Source organism: Nocardia sp. NBC_00565, assembly GCF_036345915.1.
Lineage (GTDB): Bacteria > Actinomycetota > Actinomycetes > Mycobacteriales > Mycobacteriaceae > Nocardia.
Map to the genome: position 1 here is coordinate 6,903,571 of NZ_CP107785.1, position 13,265 is coordinate 6,916,835.

Annotated in this window: 14 protein-coding genes; 9 read left to right on the forward strand and 5 right to left on the reverse strand. The window is 65.9% G+C overall.

The window, feature by feature from the left end:
- Positions 1-38 precede the first annotated feature (38 nt).
- Complete coding sequence (locus tag OG874_RS31730) at positions 39-1,868, reverse strand: acyl-CoA dehydrogenase (RefSeq protein WP_330250754.1); 1,830 nt, start codon at positions 1,866-1,868, stop codon at positions 39-41.
- A 355-nt stretch (positions 1,869-2,223) separates the two neighbouring features.
- Here OG874_RS31730 and urtA point away from each other — a divergent pair, with 355 nt between their 5' ends.
- The 6 genes from urtA to OG874_RS31760 all read left to right on the forward strand — a co-directional run bounded on the left by urtA (position 2,224) and on the right by OG874_RS31760 (position 7,870).
- A complete protein-coding gene (gene urtA / locus OG874_RS31735) occupies positions 2,224-3,504 on the forward strand; it encodes an urea ABC transporter substrate-binding protein (RefSeq protein ID WP_330250755.1) in 1,281 nt (426 codons plus the stop codon).
- Between the two features lie 67 nt (positions 3,505-3,571).
- Positions 3,572-4,456, forward strand: coding sequence for an urea ABC transporter permease subunit UrtB (urtB, locus tag OG874_RS31740; RefSeq protein WP_330250756.1), 885 nt, complete (start codon positions 3,572-3,574; stop codon positions 4,454-4,456).
- Positions 4,453-5,595 carry an urea ABC transporter permease subunit UrtC gene (gene urtC, locus OG874_RS31745; protein ID WP_330250757.1) on the forward strand — a complete coding sequence of 381 codons (1,143 nt, stop codon included), beginning with the start codon at positions 4,453-4,455 and terminating at the stop codon, positions 5,593-5,595. Before urtB ends, urtC begins: the two co-directional genes overlap by 4 nt.
- A complete protein-coding gene (gene urtD, locus OG874_RS31750; protein ID WP_330250758.1) occupies positions 5,592-6,464 on the forward strand; it encodes an urea ABC transporter ATP-binding protein UrtD in 873 nt (290 codons plus the stop codon). The genes urtC and urtD overlap by 4 nt, the downstream gene beginning before the upstream one ends.
- Entirely contained in the window at positions 6,457-7,149 is a 693-nt protein-coding gene (urtE, locus tag OG874_RS31755; RefSeq protein ID WP_330250759.1) for an urea ABC transporter ATP-binding subunit UrtE, read from the forward strand. The genes urtD and urtE overlap by 8 nt, the downstream gene beginning before the upstream one ends.
- 10 nt (positions 7,150-7,159) lie before the next feature.
- Entirely contained in the window at positions 7,160-7,870 is a 711-nt protein-coding gene (locus OG874_RS31760) for a GntR family transcriptional regulator (RefSeq protein WP_330250760.1), read from the forward strand.
- Here the strand turns inward: OG874_RS31760 and OG874_RS31765 are convergent, their stop codons facing one another.
- A complete protein-coding gene (locus tag OG874_RS31765) occupies positions 7,871-8,752 on the reverse strand; it encodes a nuclease-related domain-containing protein (protein ID WP_330250761.1) in 882 nt (293 codons plus the stop codon). It lies immediately after the preceding gene.
- Positions 8,753-9,148: 396 nt separating this feature from the next.
- Between OG874_RS31765 and OG874_RS31770 the strand changes: the two genes are divergently transcribed.
- Positions 9,149-9,682 (forward strand): carboxymuconolactone decarboxylase family protein, encoded by a 534-nt coding sequence (locus OG874_RS31770; RefSeq protein WP_330257505.1) that lies wholly within the window; start codon positions 9,149-9,151, stop codon positions 9,680-9,682.
- Between the two features lie 5 nt (positions 9,683-9,687).
- Here OG874_RS31770 and OG874_RS31775 read toward each other — a convergent pair whose 3' ends face one another.
- On the reverse strand, positions 9,688-10,239 hold the full coding sequence (locus tag OG874_RS31775) for a TetR/AcrR family transcriptional regulator C-terminal domain-containing protein (protein ID WP_330250762.1): 552 nt from the start codon (positions 10,237-10,239) through the stop codon (positions 9,688-9,690).
- 104 nt (positions 10,240-10,343) lie between these two features.
- On the reverse strand, positions 10,344-11,192 hold the full coding sequence (locus OG874_RS31780) for an SDR family oxidoreductase (protein ID WP_330250763.1): 849 nt from the start codon (positions 11,190-11,192) through the stop codon (positions 10,344-10,346).
- A 99-nt stretch (positions 11,193-11,291) separates the two neighbouring features.
- On the opposite strand from OG874_RS31780, the gene OG874_RS31785 reads away from it, so the two are divergent.
- The gene (locus tag OG874_RS31785; protein WP_330250764.1) at positions 11,292-11,690 is read left to right on the forward strand and encodes a winged helix-turn-helix transcriptional regulator; all 399 of its coding nucleotides are present in this window, start codon (positions 11,292-11,294) and stop codon (positions 11,688-11,690) included.
- 244 nt (positions 11,691-11,934) lie between these two features.
- Positions 11,935-12,351, forward strand: a complete 417-nt coding sequence (locus OG874_RS31790) for a PPOX class F420-dependent oxidoreductase (protein WP_330257506.1) — start codon at positions 11,935-11,937, stop codon at positions 12,349-12,351.
- 188 nt (positions 12,352-12,539) lie between these two features.
- Here the strand turns inward: OG874_RS31790 and OG874_RS31795 are convergent, their stop codons facing one another.
- Entirely contained in the window at positions 12,540-13,244 is a 705-nt protein-coding gene (locus tag OG874_RS31795; RefSeq protein WP_330250765.1) for a polysaccharide deacetylase family protein, read from the reverse strand.
- Between the last annotated feature and the right edge of the window lie 21 nt (positions 13,245-13,265).

Sequence of the window (13,265 nt, forward strand, 5' to 3'; positions counted from 1 at the left end):
GGTGTACCAATGGAATCCGGCGGTCGCAGTGCCCCAGATCAGAACGCCGCTTCGTCCAACTCCATGATGTCGTTATCGATCGCGGCGATGATGTTCTGCACCGCGGTCAGCTCCGGCAGCGCGTTCTTCGCGAAGAAGCTCGCGACAGCGACCTTTCCGGCATAGAACGCCCGATCCTTCGCGGCCGCGTCGGCGGCCAGTGCGGCGGCCGCGATCTCGGCCTGCACCAGCAGCCGCCAGCCGATGATCAGATCGCCGACGGCGAGCAGGAACCGCACCGAACCGAGCCCGACCTTGTACAGCTCCGTCGGATCCTCCCGCGCCGCCATCACATAGCCGGTGAGCGTCGCGGCCATCGCCTGCACATCGGCGACCGCCGTGGCCAGCAGTGCCCGCTCGGCCTCGAAGTGACCGGTCTTCGCGTCCAGGAAGGCGGCGATCTGCCCGTTGACGTGCGCCAGCGCCGCACCCTTATCGCGAATGATCTTGCGGAAGAAGAAGTCCTGCGCCTGAATCGCGGTGGTGCCCTCGTAGAGCGAGTCGATCTTCGCGTCGCGAATGTACTGCTCGATCGGGTAGTCCTGCAGATAGCCCGAGCCGCCCAGCGTCTGCAGGGATTCGGCCAGGTACTGGTAGGCCCGCTCGGAACCGACGCCCTTGACGATCGGCAGCAGCAGATCGTCGACCCGGTGCGCCAATTCAGCATCGGCACCCGAAACCAGCTGCGCCACATCGGCATTCTGATGGGCGGCGGTGTAGAGGTACACCGCACGCAGGCCCTCGGCGTATGCCTTCTGCATCGCCAGCGACCGCCGGACATCCGGGTGGTGGGTAATAGCGACGCGCGGGGCCGCCTTATCCGACATCTGCGTCAGATCCGCACCCTGCACCCGCTGCTTGGCGTAGTCGAGCGCATTGAGGTAACCAGAGGATAGCGTGCCGGTGGACTTGATGCCGACCACCATGCGGGCGTTCTCGATCACCTGGAACATTTGCGCGATGCCGTTGTGCACCTCGCCGACCAGCCAGCCCTTGGCGGGCACCTCGGTCGCGCCGAAGGTCAGCTCGCAGGTGGGCGAGGATTTCAGGCCCATCTTGTGCTCGACACCGGTTACGTAGACGCCATTGCGGTCGCCCAGCTCGAGCGTCTCGTGATCGAAGAGGAATTTCGGTACATAGAACAGCGAAAGCCCCTTGGTACCGGGACCGGCGCCCTCGGGGCGCGCCAGCACCAGGTGGAAGACGTTCTCAGCCGTCTCGCCGACGTCACCACCGGAGATGAACCGCTTGACGCCCTCGATATGCCAGGAGCCGTCCTCTTGCAGCACCGCCTTGGTACGCCCCGCTCCGACATCGGAACCGGCATCGGGCTCGGTCAGCACCATGGTGCCCGCCCAACCGCGGTCGTAACCCTTTATGGCCCACTGCTTCTGCTGCTCGGTGCCGACATTGAACAGTACCGAGGACATGACCGGGCCCATATTGAAGAAGCTCGCCGCCGGATTGGCGCAGGTGAGCATCTCGTCGATCGCCCAGATCACCGCGGCGGGGGCGGGCGTGCCGCCCATACCCTCCGGCATGCCGAGTCGGCTCCAGTCCGCCTCGTGCACGGCCGCGACGGTCTTGCGCAGCGGCTCGGGCACCGAAATCGAGTGGGTGGCCGGGTCGTAGACCACCGGGTCGCGGTCGGCCGCGGCGAAGGATTCCGCCACCGGGCCCTCGGCCAGCCGCTTCACCTCGGCGAGGATCTCTCGCACGGTATCCGAATCGAGATCGCCATAGGCACCCGTATCCAGAAGCTTGTCCAATCCGAACACCTCGAACAGGTTGAACTCGATATCCCGAACGTTCGCCTTGTAGTGACCCACCGGTCCTCCTCGACTCACGCCTGCCCGGCCCGACTACCGCGGCATCGGCGTTTTGACGTTGTACAAAAGGAGCGTGCCGTACCGCCGTCTTGCTACGCAACCGTAAGCGGCACCGGATGGAACCAACGTTTGCCAACGGTACGCCGTGAGGACCTATTCACATGGCGGAAACACTGGCAACGGATTCGTCACCGAGAGATATTCCGGCGCAATAACTTCTGTCTAACGTTCGCATCACGAATACAGCCGCTGTATACAACCCGGTCTACAGGTTCGACCGGGACAAAGGCGGGCGTATTCGCCGCAGCGCACGCAGCGCCGCCGAACACCTGATGAGTGAGAAGGGTCCCGCCCCATGCCAGATTCCCGTGACATCCATCGATCGCGTTCCCGTCGCATTACCAAAGCGCTGGTCGCGCCGACGGCCGTCGCACTCGCCGGTCTGTTGCTGACCGGCTGTGGCGCCAAGGACGACGCCTCGACCGAGGGCTCCAACGCGGCCTCCTGCGTCGATACGTCGAAGGACTCGATCAAGATCGGTTCACTGCACTCCCTGTCGGGCACCATGGCGATCTCCGAGGTCACCGTCGCCAATTCGACCAAGCTGGCCGTCGACCAGATCAACGCCGCGGGCGGGGTCATGGGCAAGAAGATCGACCTGGTGCTCGAGGACGGCGCGTCGGATCCGAAGACCTTCGCGGAGAAGGCCGAGAAGCTGGTCAGCTCCGATTGCGTCGCCGCGGTATTCGGCGGCTGGACCTCGTCGAGCCGCAAGGCCATGAAGCCGAAGTTCGAGAGCCTGAACTCGCTGCTCTACTACCCGGTGCAGTACGAAGGCCTGGAGGACAGCAAGAACATCTTCTACACCGGCGCGACCACCAACCAGCAGATCATCCCCGCACTGGACTACCTGAAGCAGAAGGGCATCAAGTCCCTCTACCTGGTCGGCTCCGACTACGTCTTCCCGCAGACCGCCAACCGGGAGATCAAGGCCTATGCCGCGGCCAACGGCATCGAGATCAAGGGTGAGGACTACACCCCGCTCGGCTCCACCGACTTCTCCACCATCGTGAACAAGGTCCGTAATGCCAAGGCGGGCGCGGTATTCAACACCCTCAACGGCGATTCGAATGTGGCGTTCTTCCGCGAGTACACCAACGCGGGCCTGAAAGCCGCTGATATGCCGGTGGTTTCGGTGTCCATCGCCGAAGAAGAGGTCGCCGGCATCGGCGCGCAGAACATCGCCGGGCAGCTGACCGCGTGGAACTACTACCAGACCGTCGACAGCCCGGTGAACAAGAAGTTCGTCGCGGACTACAAGGCCGCGTTCGGCGCGGACAAGCCGACCTCGGATCCGATGGAGGCCGCCTACGCCTCGGTCTACCTGTGGAAGAACACCGTCGAGAAGGCGAAGTCGTTCAAGGTGGCCGATATTCAGGCCGCGGCCGACGGCGTGACCTTCGACGCGCCGGAGGGCCTGGTCACCGTCGACGGCTCCAACCACCACATCACCAAGACCGCCCGCATCGGCGAGATCCGCCCGGACGGACTGATCTACACGGTGTGGGATTCGGGCAAGGCCGTCACGCCGGACCCGTACCTGAAGTCCTACGAGTGGGCCAAGGGCCTCAAGTAGTCGACTAGTGCCGGGTGCGGGCTCCGTTGCGCGGAGCCCGCATTCGGCTGATCTGTTAGGAGTCCGTATGGACGTGTTGGTCGGCCAGCTCTTCACCGGGCTGAGTCTGGGATCCATTCTTCTGCTTGCGGCGCTGGGCCTTTCGCTGACCTTCGGTCAGATGGGCGTGATCAACATGGCGCACGGCGAATTCATCATGGCCGGGTGTTACACGACTTATGTTGTGCAGAAGGTCATCTCGTCGGCCGGGGTATCACTGGTCGTTTCGCTGCTGATCGGCTTCCTGGTCGGCGGTCTGCTCGGCGCGGCCCTGGAAATGGGGCTCATCCGCTGGATGTACGACCGGCCGCTGGACACCCTGCTGGTCACCTTCGGTGTCGGACTGGTGCTGCAACAGGCGGCCCGCGATATCTTCGGCGCGCCCGCCAAGAACGTGCTCGCCCCCGAATGGCTCAGCGGCGGTGTCACCATCATGGGCGCGGTAGTGCCCAAGACCCGCATCTTCATCCTCGTACTCGCCGTCGTCGCGGTGACCACGCTGGCCACCGTGTTGAAGACGACTCCGCTCGGTAGGCGGATTCGCGCCGTGGTGCAGAACCGCGGCCTCGCCGAAACCAGTGGCGTGTCGAGCCGATTGACCGATATCAGCACGTTCTTCATCGGCTCCGGCCTGGCCGGGGTCGCGGGCGTCGCGCTGACCCTGATCGGCTCGACCAGTCCGACCATCGGACAGAGCTATCTGATCGACGCCTTCCTGGTGGTCGTGATCGGCGGACTCGGGCAGATCAAGGGCACGGTGATCGCGGCCTTCGCGCTCGGGCTGCTGAATTCCTATATCGAGTACTCGACGACGGCCTCCATCGCGAAGGTGATCGTCTTCGTCATCATCGTCATCGTCCTGCAGGTCCGCCCGCAGGGACTGTTCACCGTTCGGACGAGGAGTCTGGCATGACCACACTCGGACAACGTTGGCGCGCACACCCTTCGGTGACCGCGTGGGGCGGCTTCGTGGTCGCCGCGATCCTGCTGTTCGCGGTCGCGCCCGCCGCGCTCAGCGACTTCCGGCTCAACCTGCTCGCCAAATTCCTGTGCTTCGCGATCGTGGCCGCGGGTATCGGATTGGCCTGGGGCCGTGGCGGAATGCTCACCTTGGGCCAGGGTGTGTTCTTCGGTATCGGCGCCTACATCATGGCGATGCATATGCAGATGGCCGACGCGGCCCGACTGCACAATGATGTGCCGGAGTTCATGGAGATCGCCGGTATTCGCGAATTACCGGCGTTCTGGCGGCCTTTCGCATCCGGGCCGGTCGCGTTGATCGGCATTCTCGTGCTGCCCGCGCTGGTCGCGGCGGCGCTCGGCTACGGCGTGTTCAAGCGCCGGGTCAAGGGCACGTATTTCGCGATCCTGAGCCAGGCATTGGCCGCGGCGCTGGCGATCCTGCTGACCGGCCAGCAGAAGATCGGCGGGTTCACCGGTTTGTCGGATTTCCGCGCCTTCTTCGGCTTCAAGCTGTCGGATCCGGTGAATCGGCAGATGCTGTTCTTCATCGCGGCCGGCACCCTGCTGCTGGTGGTCGCGGCGGTACGCCAGTTGATGCGCAGCCGCTACGGCGAACTGCTGGTGGCCGTGCGCGATCAGGAGGAGCGCGTGCGCTTCCTCGGCTACGATCCGGCCAATATCAAGATCGTGGCCTATGTCGTCGCGGCGTTCTTCGCCGGGATCGCGGGAGCGCTGTTCACCCCGATCGTCGGCATCATCTCCCCCGCCGATATCGGTGTGGTGCCGTCCATCGCGTTCATCATCGGTGTCGCGATCGGTGGGCGGACCACGCTGCTCGGGCCGGTGCTCGGCGCGGTCGGCGTCGCTTGGGCACAGACCGCGCTGTCGGAGGAGTTCCCGTCCAGCTGGACCTACCTGCAGGGCGTGTTGTTCATCGTGGTCGTCGGGTTCATCCCGGCGGGTCTGGCCGGGGTGTGGCCGATGCTCAAGGGCGTGCTGGACAGCAGGTTCCGTAAGACGGTCGAGCCCGTCGCGGTGAGCGAACCGCTGCCGGAAGTCCGGACCGAGGAGAAGGTGGAATCCCGATGACCGAGTCCACACCAGAACCGACTACATCGGCCACACACGATCCCAAAATCGGTGGCAACGCGGGCATGTCGAGTGAATATCTCGAAATCCGCGGCGTCTCGGTGAGTTTCGACGGATTCAAGGCCGTCTCCGATGTGGACCTCACCGTGCTCCAAGGCGATCTGCGCTTTCTGATCGGCCCCAACGGCGCGGGCAAGACCACGCTCATCGATGCGATCACCGGCCTGGCGCCTGCGACCGGATCAGCGCAGAAGACCGGCGTCGAATTCCTCGGCAAGAAGGTGCACCAGATCGCCCGGCTCGGCATCGGCCGGACCTTCCAGACGGCCAGCGTTTTCGAGCAGCTGAGCGTTTCACAGAACCTCGATATCGCCGCGGGCGCGGGTCGCTCGGCACTGACGCTGCTGCGCCGTCGCAAGTCGGTGTTGCCGAGTATCGAAGAGGCACTGGAGATCACCGGACTCGGCGCGCTGCGCGACAAGCCCGCCGGTGTGTTGGCGCACGGGCAGAAGCAGTGGCTGGAGATCGGCATGCTGCTGGTGCAGAACGCCTCGGTACTGCTGCTGGACGAACCGGTGGCGGGCATGAGCGCCGAGGAGCGCGAGGAGACCGGAAATCTGTTGCGCCGCATCGGCGGTGAACGCATCGTCGTGGTGGTCGAGCACGATATGGATTTCATGCGGTCCTTCGCCACCTCGGTGACGGTGCTGGCCGCGGGCAAGGTGCTCAGCGAGGGCACCGTCGAACAGGTACAGGCCGATCCGAAGGTGCAGGAGGTCTACCTCGGCACCGCCGCGGCCATCGGCACCGAACTCGAAGACGCGCAGAGCGCGCCGCGACCAGCAGACAAGGAGTCCGCCGATGCTTGAGCTCATCGACATCCACTCCGGTTACGGCCGGACCGAGGTGATCCACGGCGTCACCATCACCGTTCCGGACGACAGCGTGGTGGCGATCATGGGACACAACGGCGCGGGCAAGACCACGCTGCTGCGCACCGCCGTCGGTCTGATCGGCACCAAATCCGGCCGGATCGAATTCAACGGCGAGTCGATCACCAAGATGTCGCCGTCGCGGCGGGTCAAGCGCGGCATCGCGTATGTGCCACAGGGACAACAGAGTTTTCCGCAGCTGACCACCGCCGAGAATCTGCAAGTGGTGGCCGATGGCCGTAAGCGCGGCAAGGCGCTGATCGATGAATCGCTCGAGCTGTTCCCCGCGCTGCGCGAATTGCTGACCCGCAAAGCGGGCCTGCTATCGGGCGGGCAGCGCCAGCAGCTGGCGATCGCCAGGGCGCTGATCACCGAGCCGAAGCTGCTCATCCTCGACGAACCCACCGAGGGCATCCAGCCGTCGGTGGTCGCCGAAATCGAGCGCACCATTATTGATTTGACCGGTCGCGGTGGGCTCAGTGTGCTGCTGGTGGAACAGCACATCGGCTTCGCGCTGCAAGCGGCGCAACGCTATTACGTCCTGCAATCCGGCCGGGTGACCTCCACCGGCGAGGGCGGGGCGGGCGCGGAGACCTCGGTCCGCTCGGCGATGGCGATCTGAGCTGGCCGCCATGACGCGCAGGGGGCGGGTTCCGCTCAGCGAGCGGGTCTACGAATCGCTGCGGCGGGACCTGGCCACGGGGGCGATCGTGCCCACCGAACGACTCGGCGAGGAACGCCTGGCCGAGATCTACGGGGTGTCGCGCACCCCCGTCCGGGAAGCGCTGGCCCGGCTGCAGGCCGACGGGCTGGTGGAACGGCACGCCGATGGGTTGTATCCGTATCGGCCGCGATTGGAGGAGCTGGACCATCTGTACGAGCTGCGGATCGTGTTGGAGACCAGGGGCTTTCAGCGGGTGATCGATGTCGTGGGCGATGCGGAGCCCGCACCTGCCCACGACCTGTCGGTGGTGCATGCGGAACTCGACACCTGGCTCGGTTTTCGTGAGAACCCGCCCGAACCGGGTCCGGCGCTGGTCGCCGCCGACGAACGGTTCCACACGATTCTGCTTGCGGCGGCGGGCAATACGGCGCTGGCGGACGCACTCACCGGCGTGTATGTCCGGGTACGTCCGGTCCGAACTCTGGACCTGCCGACCCCGGAGCGGATCGCCACCATGACCGCCGAGCACATCGCGATCGCCGAACAGCTCCTCGACGGTGCTCCCGATGCCGCCTTGCGCACGCTCACCACACATATCGGCAGGTCACGGACACACGTGCTGGCGCGCGCCCAACAGGCCATCGAACTGACGAAACTGTCCCGCGCCGTGCGAGATTGATCAGCAGTTGGTCTGGAAGGGCCAGCATTCGATCGGGCGGTACGGCGGCGGCGATGGCGTCACGCTGGTGGTCGTGGTCTCCGGCTCGGCCGGGCGGGCCGAGTCGTGCGCGAGCGAGTTCGCGATCCCGATGAGCACGACCACCATGCCGAGCAGAGCGACGGCGAAGACGACCCACCCGGCGGTCGTCTGCCGCCGGCTCGGTGGCAGCGGCGCGGGAATGGCGTGCTGGCGGACCTCCCGCGCCGACGGCATCGGCGCTTCGGGCTGCACCGCGTCGAAGCCGTCGGCGAGCAACTCGGCGCGGGAGGGCTTTTCGGCGACGCCCAGCGCATCGCACGCGCCGAAGACCCGATCGGCGGTCCAGCTGCGCGGTCCGGCCGAGAAGCCCTCGAGGTAGATCCGCAGCTCGGTCGCGTCGCGGGCATTCGCGACGACGATATCCATACCGGGGCGCAGATTGGTCCGCGCGGGCCGCACCGCGACGCCGCGGAACGGGACGAGCGCGACGGCGCCGCAGATATGACCCGGATCGATCAGCGCCTGTTCGAGGCTGGTCTTCACCGCGTGCACGCTGTGTTCCAGGTGATCGACGGGGTTGCCGGAGTTCTCCTCGTCCAGGTCGGCGGGCTCCGCGCTGATGGTCCACGGACCGTCGGCGGGAATGTTGAGAATCCCGCTCTGGCGGCGCCGGAACCCCTTGATATCGGCCACCGTGATGCCGCGCGGCGTCAGGATCACCGCATCGACCTGCCTGGCCCCGTGGTCGCCGACCTCGAAGTCGAGCAATGCGACACCGGTCGTCGGAAACGACCGCAGGCACTCGACGAACTCCCGCTCGGCTCCGGAGAGATCCGCTCCGGGTTTGATCTTCACCAGCATCGCGCTTTTCCCTGCCCTCATCCGGTTCTACCCGGCGTCCCGCATCCACCACGCCGCTACTGATGATGACCCGCCAGCGCCGCAAAGACCACCGGAAAGCCAAGAAGACCAGCGCAATCCAGCTATAGAAAACCAGCCAGTCGGATCTCTGCTTTCTCGATCTTGTTGGCCGCGCATCCCCTAACTGCCCCCTAGCGACGCCACGGCCGAGGTGGATCAGCCCAGGTCTCAGCGGTGCGACTCGAGTTACGAAGCCCCGTCGTCGCGCCGGATTCCCGACCCGCCGACTAGTACGCTCGGATACGGTCCGGCACCACGGCGCGGGCCCCGCGATGAGATCTCCACGGTGCCCACCCGGAGACGGCGGACAAGGGAGGCACAAGCATGGTTTCGGCGTTGCAACCACGCATATCACCCGGACGGCTGCGCGAGCTCGGTCCGATCAATTGGGTTGTCTGGCAGATACTTTCGCGCGCGGCCGGAACCGACGACGCGCATCTGTTCAGCACACTCGGCCGCACCAAGGGCCTGTTCCGCGGCTGGCTGCACTTCTCGGGTCGATTGATGCCGGGCGGCCGACTGCCCCGGCACGAATCCGAACTGGTCATTCTGCGCATTGCCCAGCTGCGCGATTGCGCCTATGAAATGGACCATCACATCCGCCTCGGTAGGCGCGCCGGAGTCACCCCCGAGATCCTCGACCGGATCCGCACCGGCCCCGCCGCCGACGGTTGGTCGGACAAACACCGCGCGCTGCTCACCGCCGTCGACCAGTTGGTCGAGACCCGCGATATCGACGACACCACCTGGACCGCACTGGCCGCCCACTACGACGAGCGCAGCCTCATCGAAATCGTGCTGCTCATCAATCAATACGAGGGCCTGGCCGCCACCATCACGGCGCTGCGTATCCAACGCGACGGCGTCTGAGCCGCTCAGCGGTTTTCGATGAGCTCGGCCAGACCGTCGAGGACCCGGGCAAGGCCGAATTCGTAGGCGTGGTCGGGACTGTAGGCCGAGTCGTGGGCTTGTCCCGCGGCCGCGCCGACCCGGGCGGCGAGGGGATAGCGTTCGGCATCGAAGAACTGCGCCAACACCGGGGCGGCGCGCTCCCACCATTCATGGTCGGACAGCGCGCTGTCGGCCGCGGCGCGCTCGGTGTCACCGGCGATGCGGGCGACAGAGGTGACGAAGCCGAGCACGAAGGTCACGGCCGCGTCCATCTCGACGTCGTCCAGGCCGAGGCCGTCGAAGGCGCGCAGTTCGTGGTCGTATTTGGCGGCGACGCCGGGACCGAGCGGCGGACGGGTGGTCGGTAGGTAGGCGACCCACGGGTGCTGGACCAGCATGGCGCGGTTCTCGGCGGCGATGGTCACGACGCGTTCGCGCCAGGCCACGGTGGTCAGGTCGGCGCGTGACATCTGCTGGTAGACCGCGTCGAGCATGAGGTCGAGCAGTTCCGCCTTGCCCGGCCCGAACGGAATCATCTTGCAGCTGGTGCAGTGGGTCTGACCTGATACGCGTCGGGTTCGCTTGCCGCACAGCGCAAGCGAACCCGGTGCGGTACGTCACGCGAACCCGGCGCGGCACCTCAGGTGAGGGCGGCGGTAAAGACCTCGACGGCGGGGGTGGAAGGGCGGCCGATCAGCTTCTGGAGGTCGCCGGAGTCGACATCGAGGATGCCGCTGGCGATTCCGGCATCGGCGTCGGCCAGGACCGCGGCGTATTGGGCGGGGAGTCCGGCCTGTTCCAGTGCCGCGCTGTAGTCGGCCTGAGCGAGGTTCTCGTAGCGCACCGGCTTACCGGCGGCCTGCGAAATCACCTGCGCGAGTTCGGCATAGGTGAGGCGCTCGTCTCCACCGAGTTCATAGACGCGCCCCTCGTGACCATCGGTGGTCAGCACCTTGGCGGCTGCCTCGGCATAGTCGGCACGCGCCGCGCCCGCGACCCGTCCCTCGCCCGCCGCACCGTGCAGCACGCCGGTCTCGACCGCGTGGCCGAGTCCGCCGAGATAATTCTCCCAGTACCAGCCGTTGCGCAGGATCGTGTGCGGGACAGTCGAATCCGCGAGCGCCGCCTCGGTGCCGATGTGCTCCTGCGCCAGGATCAGCGGGTTCCCGGTGGCGCGCGGAATGCTGGTGTAGGCGAGCAGCCGCACGCCCGCACGCTCGGCGGCGCGAATCACATTGGTGTGCTGGGCGACTCGCGCACCGAACTCATTGCCGGACACGAGCAGTACCCGGTCCACGCCCGCGAGGGCGGCATCGAGCGCGGCCGGGTCGTCATAGGAGGCCTGGCGGACCTCGACGCCCCGATCGGCCAGATCAGCGACCTTCTGCGGATCGCGCACAATCGCGACCGGCGTGGTGCCCGCGCGCAACAGCGCCTCAACGACGAGACGGCCCAGCTGTCCACCGGCTCCGGTTACGGCGACGGTCATGAGTACCTCCAAAGGTATGTACGGTTTGTATAGCACTAACGATTAGTAAGCACTATGCATTCCGCAGACACTTTGGTCAAGTTGGGTACTATCGGATGTATGACCACTCAGCGCACGCCGTCGGCGGAGACCGACGACCCGACGCTGGAAGCCGATGTATTCGCCCGAAACTGCACCTCACGCCCGGTGCTGCAGAATGTGGCCAGCCGCTGGGGCACCCTGGCCCTGGTCGCGCTGCGCGCGGGACCGTGCCGCTTCAGCGCACTCCGCCGCCGGGTCGACGGCGTCAGCGAACGCATGCTCTCGCAGACCCTGCAGGCCCTGGAACGCGACGGCATGGTGCATCGCGAGGTACACCAGACCATCCCCCCACGCGTCGAATACACCCTCACCGATCTCGGCGCACAGGTCGCCGAACGCCTGGAAAGCCTCATCGTCGTCCTGGAAGCGAATATGCCCCGAGTCCACGAGGCCCAAGCCGCGTACCACCGCGACTGATCCGCGAGACAACGAAGGTTGCGCGCCTGCCACTGCCCCGCAAGCCCGCGCGACAACCGAAGTCGCGCGCCCACCACAGCACGCCACGCGGCATGCTCGGCCGGTCCGCGAGACAACCGAGGCTGATGCGCGAAGGTCACTGCTTATGCGACAGCCTGCGCTCAGCGGGCGGGCCATCGCATGGGCCGCGAGGTGGGGCGGCCAACTCGGGAAGGCCCCGTGGCCGCGAATCGTTGACCCGGGTATGGAACTCTCCTCCGCGCTCGACTTCGCTCGCACCCACCGCAGGTCGGTGCTGACCACGATTCGCCGCAACGGGCGACCGCAGCTGTCCAATGTGCTGCATGTCATCGGTGCGGACGGAATCATTCGCATCTCCATCACCGCCGACCGGGCGAAATATCACAACCTCGTCCGCGATCCGTGGGCCGCGATCCACGTGACCCGCGATGATTTCTGGGCGTACGCCGTCCTCGAGGGGACCGTCGAGGTGACTCCCGTGGCCGCTGCTCCCGACGATGCCACCGTCGACGAGTTGGTCGCCTACTACCGCACCGCCTCCGGTGAGCACCCCGATTGGACCGAATACCGCGAAGCCATGGTCAAGGACCGCCGCGCGCTGGTCCGCATCACCCCGACCCACGCGTACGGAATGCTCTGACCGCACTCGCGAGCGGCGACCGGTACGAATCGAAATCGCCTTCAGTGCCCATTCTCGCGCTGAATCCGCGGGAGCAATTCTCGCGGAGTCGGATGGGCGCTGAGGCCCATTCCACCATCTCCGTTCGCCACGAAATGCCGCGTCAGCCATCGGCACTCGAAGTCGGCCACCGCCACCGCCGCGCGGGCCTATCGAGCGATCAGATTCGAAACCGTGACGAAACTGTATCCCCTGGAACGTAATTCGCTGACAACGCGCGGTATCGCGGCCAGCGAAGCCGCGCCCTGATCGCTCCAGACATGCAGCAGGACAATGGAACCCGGCCGCACCTTCGCTACCGTTTCCGCGACGATTTCGTCGGTGCTCGCCACCTTGCCCGAATCGGGCTCGACATCCCAGGTCACTGTGGTCCGATCATGGTCGGACAGATACTTCGGCAACGCCCACAGCTTCTTGCCGAAGGGCGGACGGAAGGTGATCGGCCCCTGGTAACCGGTTTTCGCGATCTCGGCATCCGTGCGTTCCAGCTCGTCCCGGACGGTGTCGGCGGAGACGAACACCATCCGCCGGTGCGTATAGCTGTGGTTGCCGAGTTCGTGCCCGGCCTGCGCGATCGCGCGCCCGGCCGCCGGCTGCGCGGCCAGATCCTCCCCGATCAGATAGAACGTCGCCGGAATCTGCGCATCCGCAAGGACTTTCAGCACTTCGGGATACTTGGCCGAGGGCCCGTCATCGATGGTCAGCGCGACCACCTTGTCGTCCGTCTCGACCCGGTGCACGATGCGTCCCGCGAGCTGGTAGGTCCGCGAATTCATCAGGTAGTAGGTGCCGACCCCGAGCAGTACCACGACGGCAATGAACAGCGCACCACCGATCAACGACTTACGCAACATCGAACCGTGTATACCAGACCA